Genomic DNA, 19,245 nt, shown 5'->3' with positions numbered 1-19,245 from the left:
TCCGGAAATCGGGTTGATTTACCATGCCTTAACCGGTTAGCCGTGTCAGATTGATGGATTCCATGAACCGCAGGTCCAGCGCCTGTTCATACTTTTGTGCAGCCTCTGGCAGCACCTGCCCTGAGTGCAGAAGCACCCAATCTGCAAAGGTTAGCTCGTTGCGGGTCCAGATTGTGTCATAGATGTTGATGAACTCGCGGAAAGTTCCTGTCTGTACTTTGTGCCAGAAGAAATCCGTTGTTGCGTAATCGACGAAGGCAAAGCAGTCGCGATAAGCCGTCCAGCTGTCTTCCAGCGTCCAGTTCAACGGACGTCCAATACGTGTGAGGAACGTTGAAGCGATGTAGCTCTCCGCAGCTCCAATCTGGCAAAGCTCACCGATGGGGATTTGGGCATAGATGTCCGACAACGCCTCGGGCCAGTGTTTGGGCAATGGGTCGGTTCGCAGACCGGGCGTCCAGTAGCGCAGCATATCCTCCGCATGACCAAAGACGGTCTGATCTGTGACGTGATAGGGCGCGAATTTGAGCGTTCCGTGACCTACGCCGATGATCCGGTGCAGCTGTTCAAATCCGCCTCCGGCCGGAAAGCTGCGCGCAATGGCCGCGAGGAATCCCATGACATTGGGCCGGTACAGCCGCTGATCAGTGCGGGTTTTCATGATCCAGATTGCACCATTCTTATGCGCCTGGATGATCCCGGCACCGGCGCTGACCAGTTGCATGTTGATGTTGAAGAGCCCTGGGGCCGCGGGCTTTTCGGATAACACCACATCGACCCCTTCGGCGCGGATGGGGGCAAGATCGGCCTCAGGCGTGTCGTCCCAGGTCGACAGGATTAGCCGCACACCAGGCATGTTGCGGCGATAAATCCGCAGGGTTTCGACAGTGAAATCATCCTGTATGGAGATCGGCCCCTGCATGACGATTGCCATCGGTTCATCCGTGGATTCAGGTTCGGACTGATTGGTGATCTGCCGGCTCAGCTTGGGGCGCTGCGTATATGTTAGGAAATGATCTGATGACCGGGTGATTTGCTTCAGGCTCCACATCAGCAGGCGCCGGGCGACTTTGACCATCACAGTATCGGTCGTATCCATGATGTTTATCCCGCTAGGCCATTGATGGCCTTTTGCGACACTGGTGCCGCCAGGAAGGCATCAAGATCATCCGGTACGCCGATGCCGTGCATCCCGGCGCCAACTCGACCAATGGAATGACAGGCAATCGTCGCACCTTGTTCGATCATTTTCGTGTAAGCAGGAGCCACATAGAACTCTCCGTTCACGCGGATATTGGCGGCGATCATCGCATCTGCGGCAGCCACAAAATCGCGGCCGTGCGCAAAGTTATATATGCCTACCGTCGCCTCGTTCGAAACGATTTCCTTTTCGACCACCTCGGTAACGCGACCGCTGTCATCTCGGCGTATGAAGGACCATTTGTCATCATCAGCCCACATCGTCATAATCAGCCCATCGGCTGTGCCCATATCGACCAAATAGGCATCAATGTCGGCATCAATGTATTGGTCACAATTGGCGATCATCAGCGCATCGTCATTGTTGATGGCAGCACGATTGAGAAGAACGGTGCAGGCCGCCCCTTCAGTCACCGCATCGACATAGGTGATCGTGCAGCCCGGTGCCCAGCCCCGCAGTTTGCCGGCCAAACCATATTCGCTGTCGTGCTCGCGCAGGATCAGGAAATGGAACTGGTGTGGCACAGACGGCGTCAAGTTGGCGATCACAACCTGGATCATTGGAAACCCGTGGATTGGGATCAGGGGCTTGGGCAGATCATAGCCTACATCAGCAAACCGGCTTCCCCGACCGGCCATTGGGACTACAATGTTCAGCATTCGTATTTGTCTCCGGTCACGCTTGGGGTCTTGACGACAACGGTGGTCACATCGGTGAGAGCCTCAAAATCGGTCGCCTCACCCGGTTCGATCAGGATGATGTCGCCAGCGCCGTATTCTATGCCGTTCATTCGGACCCGACCTGTGGCAATCAACGTCACCTCGGGGGCAATCTTGTGCATATGACGAGCTTCTTTCGCGCCAGCTTCGTAGGATTTCATTGCCACTTCGGCATCTCGAGTACGCAGCACCACAGGATCAAAATCGCCGACAAACCACCCCTTGGTCATGTTTTCCAGACGAAATATCTTCATGAAGCTGCCTCTCGCCGGCGGGCGATCAGTTCCTGTTCATAGTCTTCGACCGCCTGCGGTGTTGCCAACGAAATGTATTGCGCGCGATCGACCTGATAGGTGCCGACCGATTTCTGTAACAGGATCAGCTCGTTAAAGGTTGGGCAGACGAAATAGCCTCCGTTCACATCGGCTCCTTTCATGATCATGGTCTGCGCTGCATCCACGAAATCCTGTCCGCGCCTGAAATAATACACCCCCGCCGTGGCATTGCGGCTGATCGGGCGTTTTTCCGCCGCTTCAATGACCATGCCGTTTTCATCGGTTTTCACGAAAGACCAACGGGGATGAACACTGTCGAACACGACCGTCCCGGCGTCCAGCTTGCGCTTGCGGAAATCAGAGATTGCAGCGGCCACGTCGAATGCCAGTATCTGGTCGGCATTGGCGATCAGAAGCTCATCATCATTGGCCACGTGCTCAACCGCCAGCAGTGCCGTGCAAGCCGCTCCAGCGGTGTCACCTTCCGTGCGGACGATATGACAATTGGAGTGCAAAAGCTGCAAAACCTCGCGCAAGTGAAAGCGCAGATCATCTTCCTTGCGAACGATAAAGACAAACTCCACGCCATCGATCACATTCAGGCAGTCAGTGGCATGTTCGATCATCGGGCGTCCGTCGATCTCGATCACCGGCTTGGCAAAAGGAAAACCGTGATTGCGAAACCGCTCATCGCTGCCGGCCATGGGAACCACGATTTTCATACCTCGCCCTCCTCTACACGAGCAATGGCATCCAGGATGCGATCCAGTTGTACATCATAGACGCTTTGTACCACCAGCAGATGGCAACCTGCATCCTCGGCTGCTTTGATGCCGTTTTGATTGTCCTCAACCACTAAACACTGGTCGGGGTGCAGTCCCAACTTGGCAGAAGCCGTCAAATACATGTCAGGATCGGGTTTCGGCTTGGAGACATCTTCGTTCGAAAGCATCACATCAAGATAACCGTCCAGTGCGCTTTTCTGCATCATCAATTCGACGCTGTTCCGCACCGAATTCGAGGCCAGACCCAGTTTGTAGCCACGGGCTTTGAGGTTTGATAGCGCATATTCATGCACAAAGACCGGATGGCAGTTTACATGCACCTGATCGACGGTAAATTTCTGCTTCAGCGTGTTCAGAAACCCGTGCAGTCCTCGCGGCAAACCACGTTCTTTGGACAGCATCTCCAGCTTGGTGCGCGTTGGCAATCCGTCAAAGGTCGACAGGTGATCGGCCCGTGAAATCGTGTAGCCAAAATGCTCTAGCGCGCGGTTTAAAGCATGATAATGCCATTCTTTAGCGTCTATCAACACGCCATCCATATCAAATATAACCGCCTCAATTTTCATGATTAAAATACTCCTTGGCCGCTTCCGGGTAATCAGTGCAAATCAGAACATCTTCATGTCTGGAGACATCCCATACTGCGAGGCGCTCCCATACTGGTTCATAGGTGCGTTTGTGTAAGTCAGGTGAAACAACACACACGCGTTTTCCCGCATCCAAATGTCGTGAGATGTCATCGCGATCCCACCAGTCGGTCCAGAATGCGTCCAGCCAGACGCCTGCGGCCTCTGAATAAAGAGGTGGTTCCGGTTCGGCATCAGAATGGCGGGTGAAAACCGGGACCCCGGCGTTGAGCCAGTGCAGCGTGTCCGGTACCGACATGTCGAAGACGAAAGCATCGCGCACTTCAAATTGATCCAGTAGATCCCGGACCATCACCTGCAGACCGTCCGCCTTAATGTTTAGCGCCAGTGTCAGTCTCGGGTCTGCCTTAGCGTGGATCGCGAACATCTCTTCGGCCTGCATGGCATCGGCCTTTGGCGGATCGTGCGCAATGGCCAGATCGCCGCCCAAATCGCGGAGGTCGGTTTCGGTACCGAATCCCAGTTCGAATGATCGGGTGAAGGCTACCGGTGCATTCTTTTCCGCCTCGGTCTTCCAATAACCTCTATGACTTAAAATTTGCATGTCCTACTCGGATTTCACATGAAAACAAGTCTCTGTCTCGACCTGCGTGGGAGGGGACGCGTTTTTCAGACCAGCGCGCCGTAGCATCCGTGTCATTGCACTCCTTCCTGGGTAAATCGGGCGAGAGGTGGAAAATCTGTTGCGCGCTGGCACAACCCGCTGCCCCAGCCAGGAATAGCTCAGCGTGTTAAGCGTCGTAATCGTCAGACCTTTCAGCTTTCTCGGATTGGAGGGAAGCTCTGCGACAGTTCCAAAGAAATAAGACCAAAGCGTGCCCCCAATGATGATGGCCTCTCCACTGGAAGCTAGCACACGGTTGATCTCGGCAAAAGCTGGCGCCAGATCGAAATATTGATGGGCCGACACGCACAGGACGAGGTCGAACTCACCATCATCAAATGGTAAAGCCTCGGCCGAACCCTGTTGCACTTCCGGCGGGTCCATACCTTCGCGTTCACAGAAGATGGCACCCATCTGAACATAAGCCTCGATAGGTTCGACGCCCATTACCTTGGCCCCCTGCAATGCAAAGGACATCAGGTTTGTCCCCATGCCGGACCCAATCTCGAGCACGCGGCGCCCGCGAAAGCGCTCAATGGCAAGCTGAGGAGCGACCCCTTCGAAAGGCAGTGCCCTTTGGCGTTCGGTCCAAAATTGGTATTCGCGACAAGAATCTTCAGCGCAAATGCCAAGCTCTGTCCTGTGCCCGTCCGATCCGACCCATTCTAACTCACGGGCCTTGGCCCGGGACTCTGCCCCGTGATCCTCTGAGGCCTTTCCGAGCGCGAGATCGTGCATAAAGCGGATCAGATCATCGCCCTCGTGACCCAAAAGTGCTTCGCGGATATTTTCAATCGCTTGCACGTCGAATTTCATTTGATACGCCCCAGAACACCCAAGTTTAGGGCTGTATCGTGCACGAGCACCTCAAAAGTATAGGAAAAGGTCGTGGCTTCCTGATTTTCGATTTCCAGCCAGGTCAATATTCCCTGCCAATCTGCCAATACTTCAATTGGGCTCTCAAGTACGTAGTTTAGCACATGGCCTTCTGTCAGGATCGCCTGAAGTGCCGCAGGATTGACCTTGCCATCCAGATTGATCGTTCGATCGTGCCAGTATCCCAGTGTCCCTGTTTGCACCGCGCCAACCCATGTTTCGGCATGCACGTTTGCAGTCACCCAGTCGACAACCTGAAAGTGCCCCTGATCGCGCACTCCCGGTACAAGGGCACGGCCCAGAAGGCCTAAGCAAAGTGCCAAAGCTGCCAAGCAAAAAAAACTGAACATTGAAGCATGCCGCTCAGGAGTAATACGTCCCACCACTGTCAACAGAACTGATGCCGCAGCGATAATCGTGAAAGGCGCAAAAGGAGCCAGATAGCGACTTAAAAACCAGCCTGCACCGAAATATAGTCCGTAATAGATGCTGAGTACGGTGGCGAATATTAGGAATGCCACGGTCACATACCGCGCCGGACCTCCGCGTTTCCAGGTTTGGATCACAAACACTGCAACGATGAGCAACACCAACAGCAACGCAATGACTTGAAACGCCGGTATAGATTGCAATACCGCCGGGATTGGAAACATCGGAAAAGTATTTTCAAACAGGATAGCGGGCAACAAATCAACGTTCTTGGCAAAGCCGCCACTCAGAGCCTGCGCAGTGCCGCTGACAGGCACGATGGAACCGAAGTTGACATAGTTGTTGATCAGCCACGGTGCCGCAATGATCAGGCTCAGCACACCGGGTGGAAGCAGGTCGGCGACAACTTTAACGAACCTGTCTCGCTGCACGATCAGGTTATGCAGGCCCCAGACAAGGAAGATAGCAGTCACCAGGAAGGCACCGTCATTACGGGCCAGGAAAGTCACGCCGCAGGCCGCGCCCAAGATCATTCGGTCCGCAAAGGTTGCTCCCGGACCCTTTGCCAACACTTCGCCGAACAGAACGAGCGTCAGCGCAATCATAGCGGTGTAAAGTCCGGTCTCCAGCCCGTTCATCGTATGAAACAGCAACAATGGCCCGAGAAACCAAAGGGCCGCCACGAACCAGGGCCAAAGTGGATTGTCGTCTTGCCCCCGCAACAGATCTCGCGCCAATGAGCGAACTGCAAAAAGTCCACCTACCGATATGGCTGCCGCGATCAGGTGCACGCCAGTCAATCCCAAAACCTTGTCGCCGTTGGTCAGCAGATAAGGAACCGAAAACAGGAACGTGGCCAAAGGCTGCACACCATTGCTCGCGGTTGTGCCGTCTGAGACCGACATCCCCAGGCCGATCGCCATATTGCGGGCGATGGTCAGCATCAGATAGCCGTCTTCAGTCATGAAGAATTGGGCCAGCGCTGGGGTGCCCGCCACAACCGGCCACAATCTATAGGCCGTGCCCAGGATCAGAGACGCCACAATAAGGCGAAATGTGGTTTTTTCGGTTAGAATAGTCATGGCCTAGCGCTATTGCCTGAAAAATGTGTCATCAATATTGCTATTGCTTATAACAAACCCAATTTGCGCGAAACCTCACATCCCCACCATCCGCAATCGAAATCTAGCTGTCCCATCATACCGGCCTATACCGATCCGGGGCAGAGCCTGCTGCGGATCGTCAGGCGTCATATGCCTATCCTCCAGGATCGTGGCGCTGACAAAACCCAGATCATAAAGCATTTTCATTAAGTCGGGCGTGTAATTGCCATTGGGGTAGGCGAAATGACGGATCTCTTGCCCGGTCCAGCCCTGCAGCAGATCGCGCGATCGCGCGACGCTGGCGCCTGCGTCATCAAGTGATATCTGGTCCAGCAATTCATGGCTGTGGGTGTGTGATCCGATGGTTACGAGAGGTTCCGCCGAAAGTTCCTGCAACTGTGGGAGGCTCATGGGTTGAAGCGGAGTGAAGCCTTTGGTCTCCTGACCTGTCTGCGCGATAATTTTGTCGGCTAACGCGTCTCTGTCTCTGGTATTTACCGCCTTCAAAGCTTCTAATACCGGGCCGATTTGAGCCCAACGCAGCTTACTGCGGTCAGGTCCGATCTGCCAGGATCCAATGCCATCCAGTTTGATCTTTGTGGTGCCCGCACTCTGCAATGCATTCATCACACGATCGAACCAGAAGGCCCGGCCGGTTTCGATCTGTTTGGTGGCAACATAGACAGTCACCGGCAGGGCTTCAGCTCGGACAATCGGCAACAGGTGCTCGTAGAGCCCCAATTCCCCGTCATCGAAAGTCAGCACCACACGGCGGCGGTCGCTAGTGGCAGGAGCCAATGCATCGTCCAGAGATACGATATCATAGTCCTGCCGCAGCAGATCGATTTGCGCACGAAACGCATCAACCGACAGCGCAGTCCATGCATCCAACTGCTCGCTGGCCGGCCGGAGTGTGTGATAGCACAGGATTGTCACGGGATTTCCGTGAAACGCCCGACGACGTAGCAACCCATAGACTGGTGGCGTGGTCAGCGCCCAAAGCGCTCCCCGTTTCAAAACCGCCTTCATGACCCGAGGGCCTTGAACAAGGCTTTCAACTTGGCAGCTTCGACAGACGCATCGTGGCGCGTACGCACCCGGTCGAATCCGGCTTGACCCATTGCCTCAAGCTTTTCAGCGGGCATGTCTGCGCAGGCCAGCATCGCCATGGTTAGATCCTTCACTTGCCCGGCCGGTACCAACCAACCTGTTTGCCCATCCTGAACCAGTTCCGGAATGCCCGCTATATAAGTCGAAATGACTGGTCGGTACTCGGCCATGGCTTCCATGATCACAACGGGCAAGCCCTCGGTAAAGCTTGGATGCACCAACGCACGGGCACCGCGCAATTCCGCACGCACCTGATCTGATGTCACCCAGCCGGTGATCCTCACCGCTTGCTCAAGGTTCAGCTGTGCAATGTGATCTTCCAGCATCGCGCGCATCGGCCCGTCGCCTGCCAACACCAGCCGCGCCCCGGGGTGAGCGGCATGTACAGCGGCAAAGGCTTCAATCAGCAGTAAATGTCCCTTTTCAGGGCTGAAACGTCCGACGCTCAGGAAAATCGGCGCATCCGGCAAAGGTGTTGCATCGTTGGCAAAGGCCGTGGCCGCCAACCCGCAATGCACAACATTAACTTTTGACCAGAGCGCGGGTGGCACATTGTACATCATCTGGCTGCCAATGTATGCGCAAGAAGTCACCGCAAACCGCGCCCGGTCTACTTTCAGCGGTAGGGCATGGCGTTTGGGATCATCAAAAACTTCTGACCCGTGCGTTGTGAAGCTGAAGCCCGGGCCGCTCAAAGCCTCTACTAAGGCGGCGATTTCCGCTGAATTAGAGCCGAAATGCGCATGCAAATGGCTCACTTCCTTCCCCTCGAGCCAGGTCATGATTCGGCAAGCATGGGCGAGGTAGATCAGGTGATAGGGCCAGGGGCGAATGGCCCCCTTCGACATCAAAAACGCCAACTTCAGGCCGCGCAAGAATGCCTGCGGATGACGCAGGCCCCAGACAAGCGCCCCCAGTATCAGCCGGGCGGTTCCATCTTTCAGTGTGTGACGGGTCCGGGCCATCTCTTCGCGGTCCAGCGTATCAACAACATCGCTGTCCCAGCCCCTGAGCGCAAAACGTTCGACCTCGACTCCCATGTCCTCCAGGGCCCGGATCTCGCGACGGATGAAGGTATGGCTGATCGCAGGGTATTGGTTAATCAGGTAGGCTACGCGCATCTGGGACTACACCTTGCCGTGGCCGGAAAGGCCCCGAATGCTTTTGCTTATGGACCGAAACCCATGCTTCATTGCGAATTCCAGGAGCTCCCAGGTTGGGGAGAAGTCAGCAAAGGATACCGTAGCTCTACCTGACCGACTGTAGATACGCTTTGCCAAAGGTCTTCGTACGGGCATTGGTGTGCAAGTCCAAAACCTGTTCCCCTAATTAAAAGAATGTGTCTGTTCATGATCTATTGTCTTCAAAAATTGCCGGCAAAGCCTGGCGTTGGACCATGCATAGAATGAAGCCTCTGAATCCAGAACCCTTTCAAGACAGAAATTTTGCAACTGATGTTACCTTGCTTTGCAAAGCCTCTGCCATTGCGTCAAAATTGGTCACGACACCGGCCCGAATTCGATCCTCGCACAAAGGTCCTCGCTTGATCCGCTCCAGTCAATTTGATTTCTGTCTATGTGGATGTGAAAATGACCGCTATTTGATGTTTAGGTTAGGTCATGAAACCACCAGCTGATTCCCCTTATGTCGATATCACTATTATTAGTATCGCCGTGCGCATCCCGGGAGTGATCTCGATTGACACCTATTGACAAACCCGCAAGGCGGGATCGAGCCGAGCACGTGTTAGATGAAAAGGTTAGCGGCACTACATGACTGATTTGACTGAATTTAAGCCGCTGAGCTGGGGCCTGTTGATTGCAACTAACAAACGCCCTGATATTCTCCGGACATGTATAGAGTTGGCGCTGGCGCAAACACGGGCGCCATGTGAAATCATTGTCATTGACACCAGCCCTGACTGGGAAACCCACGCAAGTGCAATCAAAGCATTGATCGAACCAGATTCAGGCATCCGGATGGTTTATAGGACATGTGACATTGGCTCGACAGCGGTGCAACGTAACACAGCAGTATCAGAGGCGCGGGCCGACATTGTGTTTCTTATTGACGACGACTCCCTGATGTATCCGACTTGTGCTTCAGAAATCATGAAGATCTATGAGGCGGATACAAAGGAGCAGATAGGCGGCGTGCAGGCCGCGCTGTCAGACGCGCCTCCTCATCTAATGGAGAGTAGGGGTCCGCAAAAGCAAGACAATCGACAGGAAGCAATAAAAAGCCGCTGGTTCTGGGTGGGGCGGATAAAGTACTTCATCTGGCGTAAGGTCTTCCTGATGCATCAGGAAGAAGTATTCATTCCATATGAAGGAAAATTTCCTGACCTACCGATACCTGTTGAGGTTCAGGGAATGTCGGTTTGGCCCGAGCGGCTCTTTCACGGCTGTCGCATGACCTTCCGTCGTGAAAGCATTCTTCGTGAACCTTTTGAGAACCTGTTGCGTTCTTATAGCCCCGGCGAGGATCTTGATGCGAGCTACCGGATTTCCCGAACGCAAAGTCTGGTCACGGCAGAAAAGGCGCTTCTTAATCATTATAATATCGCGACGGGGCGAATTGACCGCTACAAGACAACTGTTCTGAGCAATATGAACCAGGCATTGCTGGTCACAAAACACGGAAACGCATTGGCAAAACGGCGCTTCCGCCCACTTCTCCGACGAAAACTGCTGGCCGAGTTCTTGAAAGATATTCTTCAAAAGCGGCTGACCCTCCCGCAGGCCAGAGGTATCCTGAGCGCAATACGCCAGTCCCGCCAAATTCCGAATATGCCCCCTGGTGAACTGGAAGCATGGTATCCGGTGTGTCAACAGCGCATACTCGAGACTTAAATTTGCTGTGGCCTCTTGCTAGAAATTTGGAACGCAACCTAGATTGCTCTCTGTTCTGAAGTTCATAACTCGGATTTTCTGCCCGAGTTTTCCGCCGTCAGTTTTTCGGAAAGCTGAGGCTGTTTCCTGACGGACACCTCGGCTTGAATCCGGGAATGTCTGCCACCAGCTTTCGAACTGATATATTAGGCAACTTAAATTAGAAGAGCATTAAAGGTCGTAAGCCATCGCCTCCAAATTCCCGGTCAAAATGTACGAGTCATCGGGACCATTGAGAAAGCCATTCTATAAACTGGAAAACGACAGCGTCTATAGCACTGAAAGCAAACGTCTGATATATGTAACATCCTGAAAACAAATAAATCATAGCGCCCAATGACAGAAAAAGTGGTTAGCCTCCAATGGCTTCGAGCTCTAGCAGCCTGGATGGTCGTTTTTCATCATTACATTCAGGTATATCGAGACTTTGAGCCTGAAAACAAAATAGAGGCGTTCTTTACTTATCACGGAAGCCTCGGCGTCGACATTTTTTTTGTTCTCAGCGGTTTAGTTATGGCCATGTCCATTTCTCGCGGCCATGTCTCAGCGGCACGGTTTTGTCGGGATAGAGCGACCCGCATCATACCGGCCTATTGGCTGGCGACAGTGGTCTTTTTGGCGGTTCTCCCGTTCGCGAATTGGGACGCCGTAAGTTTCCTGCATGGGTCAACCTTGAGGGACGTTTTGTTTTCAATGCTCTTTATCCCTCATGAACACGCATCTGGGATAGGTTACATCCCAGTTCTTACAGTGGGCTGGACACTTAATTTCGAGATGTTTTTTTACGCAATCCTGGCCGTTGCCTTATTGATTAACAAAAAATGGTCTTTGGTGATCGCCGTAGCTGTAGTTTTAGCGTTGCCAATTGGTGGCCGTTTCGGACTTCCAGTCGGACCAATTGCATCTAACATCGTACTCTTTAATTTTGCTTTTGGTGTTTTGATATATTTGGTTGGAATTAAACTCTTCCGTATGCAGGAATGGCCAAGAACGCGTCGCTATACCATCGCTGCTATATGCGCCAGCGTCGCTTTAGCGTCGTTAGAGTTAAGGTTCCCTTGGTACAAAGAGGCTTTTTCAGTCGCGATGGTTGTTGGCTTTTTTCTCACTGAGGATGTGTTTCTTAAACTGTCGTCAGGTGTAGGCAAAATTGGGCCTCACTTGGGTGATCTATCGTATAGCACCTACCTGTTTCACGTGCCCGTTTTGCTGTTGGTTGGAGCCCTAATGGATTTTTCACGTGGTAACGATTTTTGGCTGGTCATCGCTGTTTGTACTATAACGTACATTACATCTTTGCTGAGTTATTACATTGTCGAAATGCGTTTCAGAAGGTGGCTAACGACAACCATCGGAAACGTGCACTTTAAAAGTGGTTTTCGTTCTCTAAAATAGCCCGAACCGTCGTCGCGCACAATTTGTTACCCCCCTGCGGTCTTGATCCCGCGCGTATTCACTTTTGCTAAATCTAGAGAAGCGGAGCGGACCCACCAAGGGCTTTTGCTGGCGCGAACTGCACGTGCACAGCGCGTCAAATATCCATCTTCTTAAATACGCCTTCCGGGATCGCACCAATAATCGCCATGATCACAAACCAGATGCGGCGCACGTAGATGATGTTCCGGCCTTTGCGTAAGCCCTTGAAGATCGCATCAGCCACCTCTTCGGGTTCTGCCGTCAGTTTTTCGGGCAGGTCCATACCTGCGGTCATCTGCGTATTCACGAACCCTGGCAGCACCGTCATTACGTGGATCCCGCGTTTGGCCATCCGGTTGCGCAGGCCGGAGAGATAGGAGGTAAAGCCTGCCTTGGCGGAGCCATAGACATAATTCTTGGCCCGTCCGCGATTGCCCGCCACGGAACTGATGCCCACGATCTGCCCGGAACCCCGCGCATCGAACCGCTCCGCCAGAAGACCCAGAATGTGCGCCGGACCCTCATAGGTGCTCCGCATCACGCGGGTAGCAGCCTCGATGTCACGTTCATTCTCGATCTGATCCCCCATCAGTCCGATGGCGCAGATCACCACGTCCGGCAAGACAGGCAGAGCGTCGACGAACCCGGTATGCGCGGCACTGTCCAGCACGTCAAAGTCGTGTAGGCTTACCTCCACGTTGTGACGCAAAGCCATATCCGTCCGGGTCTTTTCCAGCGCGGTACTATCGCGTGCAGCAAGTTGGATGTCATAGCCTTCTTTGGCAAAGCGATGCGCTGTTGCACGACCGATATCGGAGCGCGCGCCGAGAAGCAGGACTGTTCCTTTGCTCATAGATCCAGCCTTTGTGATTGATGTGACTGAAATGCCTCCGCTGCACCAAGTTGCGTTCGCATCTGCCGGAATTGCTCAGTACGGGGATCGGAGGCATGCAATGTCTGTGCGCTCATGCGGCTGTCCTTGGCGAGATAAAAACGCCCGCCATGTTCCAACGTGATCTCGTCCAGCTTGCACATCAACGCGATCATCTTAGGCGTGGCGGGGAAGTCGAGGGCCAGTGTATAACCCAGCATGGGAAAGGAGAAGGCGCTATCCTGCGGCCCAAACCGTTTGAGTACGGCAAGAAAGGAACCGGCTTTTTCCTGCGAGGTAGTCTTGAGCAGCGCGTGAAGTCCCTTGCGCGATGTCTCCAGCGGCAGAACGCACTGGAACTGCATGAAGCCGCGTCTCCCATAGATCCTGTTCCAGCCGTGGATGGCATCGAGCGGGTAGAAATAGCTGTCATAATCGAGAAAGCTGGTCCCGGATTTGCGGCATCCATTCCAGTAATAAAGCGCGTTAAAAGCCCGAACCGTGAGGCCGTTTAACGGGCTGAAGGGCGGCGCGAAGGGGACGCTGCGCCGCATCTTTTTCGGGATTTCGAACGGGTAGCGTGCCGCGTCATCAGACAACTCTTCCGGTATGGCATGCTCCCCCAGCATCAGAATGGCTCGCCCAAGGGCATCACCAGATTGCAGGCAATCGATCCAGGCAACCGAATAGGTGGCCTCATGTGCCGCTTCAAAAGCAGTGATGACGGCGTCGAGATTGGGAAGGGCCTGCGCGGTCTGCCGGATCCATGCAGAGGGTACCGCTCTCAACCGGATTCCGGCGCGCAAGATAATACCCGTGAGCCCCATGCCACCTATTGTCCACTCGAACAGCTCGGGTTTCTCATTGCGGCTGCAGCGATGCACGACGCCTTCGGTATCCATCACGTCCAGCCAGTCCACGAAGTTGCGGAAACTGCCATCTTTGTGATGGTTTTTGCCATGAACATCCGCTGCGATCATGCCTCCGAGGGTGACAAATTTCGTCCCCGGCGTGACCGGGGGGAACCATCCATGAGGCAAAAACGCCGGGATGATATCACTGAGCAGAACGCCCGCCTCAGCCACCAGAATTCCGCTTTGCCGGTCAAAGCTGAGCATGTGGTTGAACCTGTGCATATTGACCGTGCTGCGCAAGCCAATCGCGCTGTCACCATAGGCCCGCCCATTGCCGCGCGCGATCACCGCCCCAGCCGTGACAGCTTCGACCAATGCAGTCTCGTTCACAGGCTCTGTTGCCACCCCGTAATGTTTGGGAAAACCGCCCCAGCCCGAAAGCTCTGTCATACCGCCGCCGCCTTTTGGGTATTCTGAAAGACAAAGCGTCGATCGAGGAAATATTTGACGACATAACCCACCGAGAGCCCCAACACAGCGCCAAGTTCACGCATCATATCCGTGTCCCAGATCAGCCAAAACGCTGTTTCCGTACCCCAAAAGATCGCTGTCGTGACAATTCCCATGATCGTGTAGAGCGTAAATTTCTGGCCGTGCGCTTTGAAACCTGTACTGAAATCGGCAAAAATCCAGCGTTTGTCGAGGGTATATTTGACGACGAGGCCCGCGAGCGTGCCGCAAAAGACCGCCAGCGCAAAGCCAGTTGCGTCACTGTTCCACGACAGAACCAGCCTCTGGACGCCGAGGTTGATCACTGTCGCGATCACGGCAAACAAGGCATAGAGAACCGCTATACGTATGATGCTCACAACAGCGTCCCACCAGCGGCGACGAGGATGATCAATATAGCACAGATCCGACTTTGCCGATCTCGTGCAGCAAAGACGACCGGGTCCTCGTGCATTTGGCCACGATGCGCCAACAGGATGACCCGGGAGATCCAGTAGAGCAGGATGCCGCAGATGGCGCCCAAAAATTTGGGGTTTGTGTAAAGCTCCGAAACCGAAGGCGACTGGATGTAGAGCGCCATAACCAGGACGGCCACATAGCCGGACGCTACAGCCATCATGACCAGAACAGGTAGGTCATCGACAACATAGCCTCTCCCGGCAGCTTTGAGCTTGCCGCGCGCAGCACTGTCCATCAATTCCGCCTGCCGTTTCACGATGGCCAGCGACAGGAAGAAGAAAATCGAGAAGGCCAGAAGCCACATCGACAGCGTAATACCCGTTGCCACGGCGCCTGCGATGATCCGCGTGGTATAGAGCGCAGCCAATGTGCCGATATCCATGATCGCTTTGCGTTTCAGCCAGAGCGAATAGAGCGTAGTGACAACGACATAGAGCAGCATAATCCCAATGAAGGCTCCACCGAGAAACAGGGACAGGATCAGGCCCAGTCCCATCAACGCGGCGATCAGGTAGGTGGCATGAGCGATCGGGATTGTGCCCGCCGCGAAGGGGCGCTTGCATTTCGTGGGATGCGCCCGGTCGGAGCGCAAGTCGAGCAAGTCATTGAGAACATAGATGCTGGAGGCCACGATAGAGAAGACCACGAAGGCCAGAAGGCTTTGCAGAAAGGTCTCGGCGTCGAGCTGGTGGGCCGCCAACATCGGCAGAAAGACCAAAAGGTTCTTCAGCCATTGATGCACCCGGATCGCCTTGAGATAATCCCGCAGGCCGGGTTGGGCGGTGGACAAATGTTCAACTTCCAACCCCAAACCGTCAACACGTTGGCGCAGGGGCGCAGGTAGGTTGACCGTGACCGCCCTATTTGCGCTCTCCCAGACCGGCAGATCCGCCTCCGCATCCCCCATATAGGCATAGCCACCGCGCCCGAATTGGTCGGTCAAAAAGGCGGCTTTTTCACTGGATTTGAGATTGCGGACCCCGTTCGAGCCGTAGACGCCATCAAAAATATCAAGATGCTGGGCAATCTCTTGGGCAATCGTCTCGTCGGACGCCGTGACCAGAAAAACTGTTCCCCCCTCCGACCGCCATGCATTGATATAATCGATGACCTGCGGGTCATAAGGCAGCGTCGTGACATCTATATCCATCCGCCCCGCGAGACTGCGTTTGAGCGCCGCCCGCCCTCCAGCCAGCGCAAATGCAGCACCCAGAGGCGCGTGCCAGTCCCGGCTGGTCGCTGACCAGAAACTTTCAAACAACATGTCAGACCGCAGAAGCGTGCCGTCGAGATCGACAGCAAGTATGCGCTGGTCTTTCAACTGGTCCAGTTCCATACTGTTAATCTCCTGAATACGCCACGAGAACAAGCCTCCATATTAAAGTGACACGAGGTGGTATCTCAGACAAACGGAGCATTCTTGGTATCCGGTACAGAATGAGGCAAAAGAACCTATACTAAGAGAAATGGGGGGCTGGACGCGATCGCGTAATTCCGCAAATGCCTGTAGTATCGCAATGTTTCCCGTAATTTAAACCCAATCATTGTATAGGCCATGCCTTGAAGTCCTGCAAGATTGCGTCCTTTATCATCGCCATACTTCATGACGCTCGCAAAAGACCTCCAGCGCCACGACTCGCGCTCCATTGTGGGCGAGAACATGGTCGATGGGTGCGCCCAAGCGCCCCAAGACGGCAAAGCCCCAAGCGGAAGACGGCCATTACAAGCAGAAGCGCTAACACAAACCACCCGCGGGTGAGATTGTCGAATAAACGTGCTCCAGCGCTCCATACACTATGTTGAGAGGCAAGTTTCAGAACTGTTCCGACGATCAGACCGAGTATCGATAAAGCCGCCATGGCACCAGTCCAGACCGTCAAATGAAATGTGGCTTTGGAAGTGGAACATACTTCTGAAGCGCCACAAAAGCCAGCTTGTGAAGTGCGCTGGCTTTCAATCAGAATATTGCGCTTTTGGTCAGGCGAATTGACGGCGACGATGCATAAACCCGAGCCCACATAACCCTGTCAAAAGCAGTGCGAGACCAGTAGGCAAGGGCACCGCAGACAACACATTGAACGTGATGCTTTGTAGTGCGAAGTTATCACGCCAGCTGTCAGCGCCGAACCCGATGAGCGAGCCTGTGACCTCTCCTGCGCCAAAGTAATGTGTGTAAGGATTAGAGTTTCCGTCACCTAAGTTTTCTTCGTAAATCACGGCTGTGGCCGGAAGCACAGAGCTGTCATAGGTGCCGAATGCGAACGTATCGCGGCGGTCCCAGTAAGAGAAGGTGACCGATGTCACTTCAACTGTCAGGTCGCCGAAATCAATCAGCGCGAATTCGTCCGGGCCCCGCCCGTCGATCAAATGATTGTCCAAGCACCGGTTTTGCCAGCGGCAGTCATAAACGCCCAATCCACTGCGATTGCTGGCCCCATCCCAGCTTGCAGTCCAGAAATTAGAAGTATTGATGATTGTGCCTGAGTTGTTGACCCGAACACCATCCACGCCGACGGTTACTGATCCATCCGTACTGGTATAATTATTAGAACCATTGGTATAGCTGCGGTCAACGTTGAAATTTATCGTTGCTGCGCCCGCAGACGTTGCGCACAACAGAACGATAGCGGCGGCGAATCCCGCCCCGATCTGTTTTGTAAACATTTCAATCATTACCCCCTAAAAAACTAGGTACCAGTCGTGAGTTATGTCATTTCGACATTATTATCCTACTATACTGAATGAAATTAGCTTTTTTACGATCATTTTACAAGCCAGTAGGCTTTGTCGGGTTTTATTGCACAAATGGCCTGAGGTGACACATCTTGCGAAACCAGCGTGATGGCTGGAGCGCATGAGCAGCTGGGGGGCCACAAAGTACAAGACTACGAATTGGTCGTCTTACAATGACGCGTCGAAGCACCGAGGATCGCTGTCGATCTTTAATCATTTCGCTCTGCTTCGGAACTATCGGAAAACATCATCCAATTAACCAAAAACTTGTTTGCGTGCGGCTTGGGAACAATTGAGAATCGTAGCCGATATTCTCAACTCTCCTTTTGTCTCCGCTCGAGCATCAAAAATCGCCAGACGGCCATAAGAGTAGCGAAACCAGAAACATTCATCGCGCCTGGAACTTAGGATTGTTGGAGCGCCGAAAGATTTTTTGATTTGTGGACAATGACTATTTGTGGACCCGAGTTAAAATGTGTTAACGTTGTGGCGTGGCAGAATTTTCGCCATAATTGGGGTCTTTATTGATTTTTTGCGGCCTCGGTTCGATGTGAGTGCTGGTAAGCGTGTTGTAACGAGTATGAATCCACCGTGATTCATGTGTTTGTGAGTTAAAAAGTGACAGTTCAATACACTGATATTCCGAGAGAATCACAACCTGTTATTATTCAGGTCGAACATGGAGTATATCGCTTTCCGCAGGTGGGCGTTTACTCAAACTTCTTTAAACGCATCCTTGATATTGCTCTGATTCTTCTGGCCTTGCCGATCGTCCTGCCGACTCTGTTGTTTTTGGCATTGCTTGTCGCGCGAGATGGAAGCAATCCATTCTACGGACAAACGCGTATTGGCCGTGATGGCAAAGAATTCACCATGTGGAAACTACGCAGCATGGTTCCCAATGCGCATGTTTTGCTGGCAGATCACCTGACGCGAGACCCAACTGCCAAGCGTGAATGGGACGAAACCCAGAAGCTCAAAAACGATCCGCGCGTCACAAAAATCGGTCAATTGATGCGTAAGGCATCATTGGATGAGTTGCCGCAGCTCTGGAATGTTCTGGCCGGTGAAATGAGCCTTGTTGGTCCACGCCCGATGATGCCGGAGCAAAAAAATTTATATCCGGGTAAAGCTTACTATTCTATGCGCCCCGGGCTGACTGGCCTGTGGCAGGTATCTCAGCGTAATGCCAGCAGCTTTGCCAGCCGTGCCGATTTTGACACTTCGTATGCTGGACAACTGTCTTTACGCACTGATCTGGGCATTATATTCGCGACAGTCGGTGTTGTGTTGCGTGGTACCGGATATTGATCCGCACTATTTTTCGGACAAGTGAACCACATACAGGCTGACGTCGGCAGCATCGCGTTTGGACTGTAACTCCTGATGACGTATGATGAAGTCGTCGGTGATATTTTCCGAAGTTGTGGCGAAGTTCCAGCAAACCCGGAACCGCCTTCCCCACTAGCGCTTGAGCAAGTCCGGAAATGCCATCTGAACACGGCGGGATGAGCGCCCCTTGATCCGCTGCATGGCCTTCGACAACGCCAGATGTGGTGGTACCGTTATGAACATATAGGCATGGTCCCGTGCCAAAACGCATTCTACATTATCCACGCGGATGGATTGCAAGTAAGCGGTGCGCCGATCACACGTCTGCAGCGCAATCCCAGGACACCAGACTGCTGATGTCGGATTGCTTATGACCGTTTGCGATGGCGGTCAGGGTGCGAGTGATCCAAGCGACCATCTTCAAGGAACA

At 53.5% G+C, this 19,245-nt stretch carries 19 protein-coding genes; 3 read left to right on the top strand and 16 right to left on the bottom strand.

The window, feature by feature from the left end:
* Positions 1 to 28: 28 nt before the first annotated feature.
* From ACR0A1_RS20025 to ACR0A1_RS19980, 10 genes are all read right to left on the bottom strand, one after another.
* Positions 29 to 1,099, bottom strand: a complete 1,071-nt coding sequence (locus tag ACR0A1_RS20025) for a WavE lipopolysaccharide synthesis family protein (protein WP_480868987.1) — start codon at positions 1,097 to 1,099, stop codon at positions 29 to 31.
* Between the two features lie 5 nt (positions 1,100 to 1,104).
* Entirely contained in the window at positions 1,105 to 1,860 is a 756-nt protein-coding gene (locus ACR0A1_RS20020) for a glycosyltransferase family 2 protein (RefSeq protein WP_170627122.1), read from the bottom strand.
* Complete coding sequence (locus tag ACR0A1_RS20015) at positions 1,854 to 2,174, bottom strand: cupin domain-containing protein (RefSeq protein WP_170399572.1); 321 nt, start codon at positions 2,172 to 2,174, stop codon at positions 1,854 to 1,856. Before ACR0A1_RS20015 ends, ACR0A1_RS20020 begins: the two co-directional genes overlap by 7 nt.
* Positions 2,171 to 2,917, bottom strand: coding sequence for a glycosyltransferase family 2 protein (locus tag ACR0A1_RS20010; RefSeq protein ID WP_170399574.1), 747 nt, complete (start codon positions 2,915 to 2,917; stop codon positions 2,171 to 2,173). The genes ACR0A1_RS20015 and ACR0A1_RS20010 overlap by 4 nt, the downstream gene beginning before the upstream one ends.
* Positions 2,914 to 3,546: an HAD family hydrolase gene (locus tag ACR0A1_RS20005; RefSeq protein WP_170399577.1), complete on the bottom strand. Its 633-nt coding sequence runs from the start codon at positions 3,544 to 3,546 to the stop codon at positions 2,914 to 2,916. Before ACR0A1_RS20005 ends, ACR0A1_RS20010 begins: the two co-directional genes overlap by 4 nt.
* Positions 3,536 to 4,171: a PI-PLC domain-containing protein gene (locus ACR0A1_RS20000; RefSeq protein ID WP_170399580.1), complete on the bottom strand. Its 636-nt coding sequence runs from the start codon at positions 4,169 to 4,171 to the stop codon at positions 3,536 to 3,538. The genes ACR0A1_RS20005 and ACR0A1_RS20000 overlap by 11 nt, the downstream gene beginning before the upstream one ends.
* A gap of 3 nt (positions 4,172 to 4,174) precedes the next feature.
* On the bottom strand, positions 4,175 to 5,047 hold the full coding sequence (locus ACR0A1_RS19995) for a class I SAM-dependent methyltransferase (RefSeq protein ID WP_170399583.1): 873 nt from the start codon (positions 5,045 to 5,047) through the stop codon (positions 4,175 to 4,177).
* Positions 5,044 to 6,618, bottom strand: a complete 1,575-nt coding sequence (locus ACR0A1_RS19990; RefSeq protein ID WP_170399586.1) for a hypothetical protein — start codon at positions 6,616 to 6,618, stop codon at positions 5,044 to 5,046. Before ACR0A1_RS19990 ends, ACR0A1_RS19995 begins: the two co-directional genes overlap by 4 nt.
* A 75-nt stretch (positions 6,619 to 6,693) precedes the next feature.
* Positions 6,694 to 7,668 carry a polysaccharide deacetylase family protein gene (locus tag ACR0A1_RS19985; RefSeq protein WP_480868985.1) on the bottom strand — a complete coding sequence of 325 codons (975 nt, stop codon included), beginning with the start codon at positions 7,666 to 7,668 and terminating at the stop codon, positions 6,694 to 6,696.
* Positions 7,665 to 8,870 (bottom strand): glycosyltransferase, encoded by a 1,206-nt coding sequence (locus tag ACR0A1_RS19980; protein WP_480868983.1) that lies wholly within the window; start codon positions 8,868 to 8,870, stop codon positions 7,665 to 7,667. The genes ACR0A1_RS19985 and ACR0A1_RS19980 overlap by 4 nt, the downstream gene beginning before the upstream one ends.
* Positions 8,871 to 9,521: 651 nt before the next feature.
* On the opposite strand from ACR0A1_RS19980, the gene ACR0A1_RS19975 reads away from it, so the two are divergent.
* Together ACR0A1_RS19975 and ACR0A1_RS19970 are read left to right on the top strand one after the other, a co-directional pair.
* On the top strand, positions 9,522 to 10,601 hold the full coding sequence (locus tag ACR0A1_RS19975; protein ID WP_170399597.1) for a glycosyltransferase: 1,080 nt from the start codon (positions 9,522 to 9,524) through the stop codon (positions 10,599 to 10,601).
* Positions 10,602 to 10,976: 375 nt separating this feature from the next.
* On the top strand, positions 10,977 to 12,035 hold the full coding sequence (locus ACR0A1_RS19970) for an acyltransferase family protein (protein WP_170399600.1): 1,059 nt from the start codon (positions 10,977 to 10,979) through the stop codon (positions 12,033 to 12,035).
* Between the two features lie 136 nt (positions 12,036 to 12,171).
* Here ACR0A1_RS19970 and ACR0A1_RS19965 read toward each other — a convergent pair whose 3' ends face one another.
* The 5 genes from ACR0A1_RS19965 to ACR0A1_RS19945 form a co-directional block, all read right to left on the bottom strand.
* Entirely contained in the window at positions 12,172 to 12,909 is a 738-nt protein-coding gene (locus ACR0A1_RS19965; RefSeq protein ID WP_170399603.1) for an SDR family oxidoreductase, read from the bottom strand.
* Positions 12,906 to 14,231 carry an FAD-binding oxidoreductase gene (locus ACR0A1_RS19960; protein WP_170399606.1) on the bottom strand — a complete coding sequence of 442 codons (1,326 nt, stop codon included), beginning with the start codon at positions 14,229 to 14,231 and terminating at the stop codon, positions 12,906 to 12,908. Before ACR0A1_RS19960 ends, ACR0A1_RS19965 begins: the two co-directional genes overlap by 4 nt.
* Positions 14,228 to 14,650 carry a GtrA family protein gene (locus ACR0A1_RS19955; protein ID WP_170399609.1) on the bottom strand — a complete coding sequence of 141 codons (423 nt, stop codon included), beginning with the start codon at positions 14,648 to 14,650 and terminating at the stop codon, positions 14,228 to 14,230. Before ACR0A1_RS19955 ends, ACR0A1_RS19960 begins: the two co-directional genes overlap by 4 nt.
* The gene (locus ACR0A1_RS19950) at positions 14,647 to 16,086 is read right to left on the bottom strand and encodes a UbiA family prenyltransferase (RefSeq protein WP_170399612.1); all 1,440 of its coding nucleotides are present in this window, start codon (positions 16,084 to 16,086) and stop codon (positions 14,647 to 14,649) included. The genes ACR0A1_RS19955 and ACR0A1_RS19950 overlap by 4 nt, the downstream gene beginning before the upstream one ends.
* A gap of 641 nt (positions 16,087 to 16,727) precedes the next feature.
* Positions 16,728 to 17,414 carry a VPLPA-CTERM sorting domain-containing protein gene (locus ACR0A1_RS19945; protein WP_170399615.1) on the bottom strand — a complete coding sequence of 229 codons (687 nt, stop codon included), beginning with the start codon at positions 17,412 to 17,414 and terminating at the stop codon, positions 16,728 to 16,730.
* A 687-nt stretch (positions 17,415 to 18,101) separates the two neighbouring features.
* On the opposite strand from ACR0A1_RS19945, the gene ACR0A1_RS19940 reads away from it, so the two are divergent.
* On the top strand, positions 18,102 to 18,794 hold the full coding sequence (locus ACR0A1_RS19940) for a sugar transferase (protein ID WP_370644482.1): 693 nt from the start codon (positions 18,102 to 18,104) through the stop codon (positions 18,792 to 18,794).
* A gap of 153 nt (positions 18,795 to 18,947) precedes the next feature.
* Here ACR0A1_RS19940 and ACR0A1_RS19935 read toward each other — a convergent pair whose 3' ends face one another.
* The gene (locus ACR0A1_RS19935) at positions 18,948 to 19,100 is read right to left on the bottom strand and encodes a transposase (RefSeq protein ID WP_255612279.1); all 153 of its coding nucleotides are present in this window, start codon (positions 19,098 to 19,100) and stop codon (positions 18,948 to 18,950) included.
* Positions 19,101 to 19,245: the final 145 nt, after the last annotated feature.

Source organism: Ruegeria sp. D6 (genome assembly GCF_056534365.1).
The sequence above is the reverse complement of the archived record's forward strand: the minus strand, read 5'-3'. Positions and strand labels throughout refer to the sequence as shown.

Bases quoted from the DNA above. Each gene is read 5' to 3' on its own strand.
- ACR0A1_RS20025 (WP_480868987.1), bottom strand. From the start codon at position 1,099: ATGGATACGACCGATACTGTGATGGTCAAAGTCGCCCGGCGCCTGCTG.
- ACR0A1_RS20020 (WP_170627122.1), bottom strand. From the start codon at position 1,860: ATGCTGAACATTGTAGTCCCAATGGCCGGTCGGGGAAGCCGGTTTGCT.
- ACR0A1_RS20015 (WP_170399572.1), bottom strand. From the start codon at position 2,174: ATGAAGATATTTCGTCTGGAAAACATGACCAAGGGGTGGTTTGTCGGC.
- ACR0A1_RS20010 (WP_170399574.1), bottom strand. From the start codon at position 2,917: ATGAAAATCGTGGTTCCCATGGCCGGCAGCGATGAGCGGTTTCGCAAT.
- ACR0A1_RS20005 (WP_170399577.1), bottom strand. From the start codon at position 3,546: ATGAAAATTGAGGCGGTTATATTTGATATGGATGGCGTGTTGATAGAC.
- ACR0A1_RS20000 (WP_170399580.1), bottom strand. From the start codon at position 4,171: ATGCAAATTTTAAGTCATAGAGGTTATTGGAAGACCGAGGCGGAAAAG.
- ACR0A1_RS19995 (WP_170399583.1), bottom strand. From the start codon at position 5,047: ATGAAATTCGACGTGCAAGCGATTGAAAATATCCGCGAAGCACTTTTG.
- ACR0A1_RS19990 (WP_170399586.1), bottom strand. From the start codon at position 6,618: ATGACTATTCTAACCGAAAAAACCACATTTCGCCTTATTGTGGCGTCT.
- ACR0A1_RS19985 (WP_480868985.1), bottom strand. From the start codon at position 7,668: ATGAAGGCGGTTTTGAAACGGGGAGCGCTTTGGGCGCTGACCACGCCA.
- ACR0A1_RS19980 (WP_480868983.1), bottom strand. From the start codon at position 8,870: ATGCGCGTAGCCTACCTGATTAACCAATACCCTGCGATCAGCCATACC.
- ACR0A1_RS19975 (WP_170399597.1), top strand. From the start codon at position 9,522: ATGACTGATTTGACTGAATTTAAGCCGCTGAGCTGGGGCCTGTTGATT.
- ACR0A1_RS19970 (WP_170399600.1), top strand. From the start codon at position 10,977: ATGACAGAAAAAGTGGTTAGCCTCCAATGGCTTCGAGCTCTAGCAGCC.
- ACR0A1_RS19965 (WP_170399603.1), bottom strand. From the start codon at position 12,909: ATGAGCAAAGGAACAGTCCTGCTTCTCGGCGCGCGCTCCGATATCGGT.
- ACR0A1_RS19960 (WP_170399606.1), bottom strand. From the start codon at position 14,231: ATGACAGAGCTTTCGGGCTGGGGCGGTTTTCCCAAACATTACGGGGTG.
- ACR0A1_RS19950 (WP_170399612.1), bottom strand. From the start codon at position 16,086: ATGGAACTGGACCAGTTGAAAGACCAGCGCATACTTGCTGTCGATCTC.
- ACR0A1_RS19945 (WP_170399615.1), bottom strand. From the start codon at position 17,414: ATGTTTACAAAACAGATCGGGGCGGGATTCGCCGCCGCTATCGTTCTG.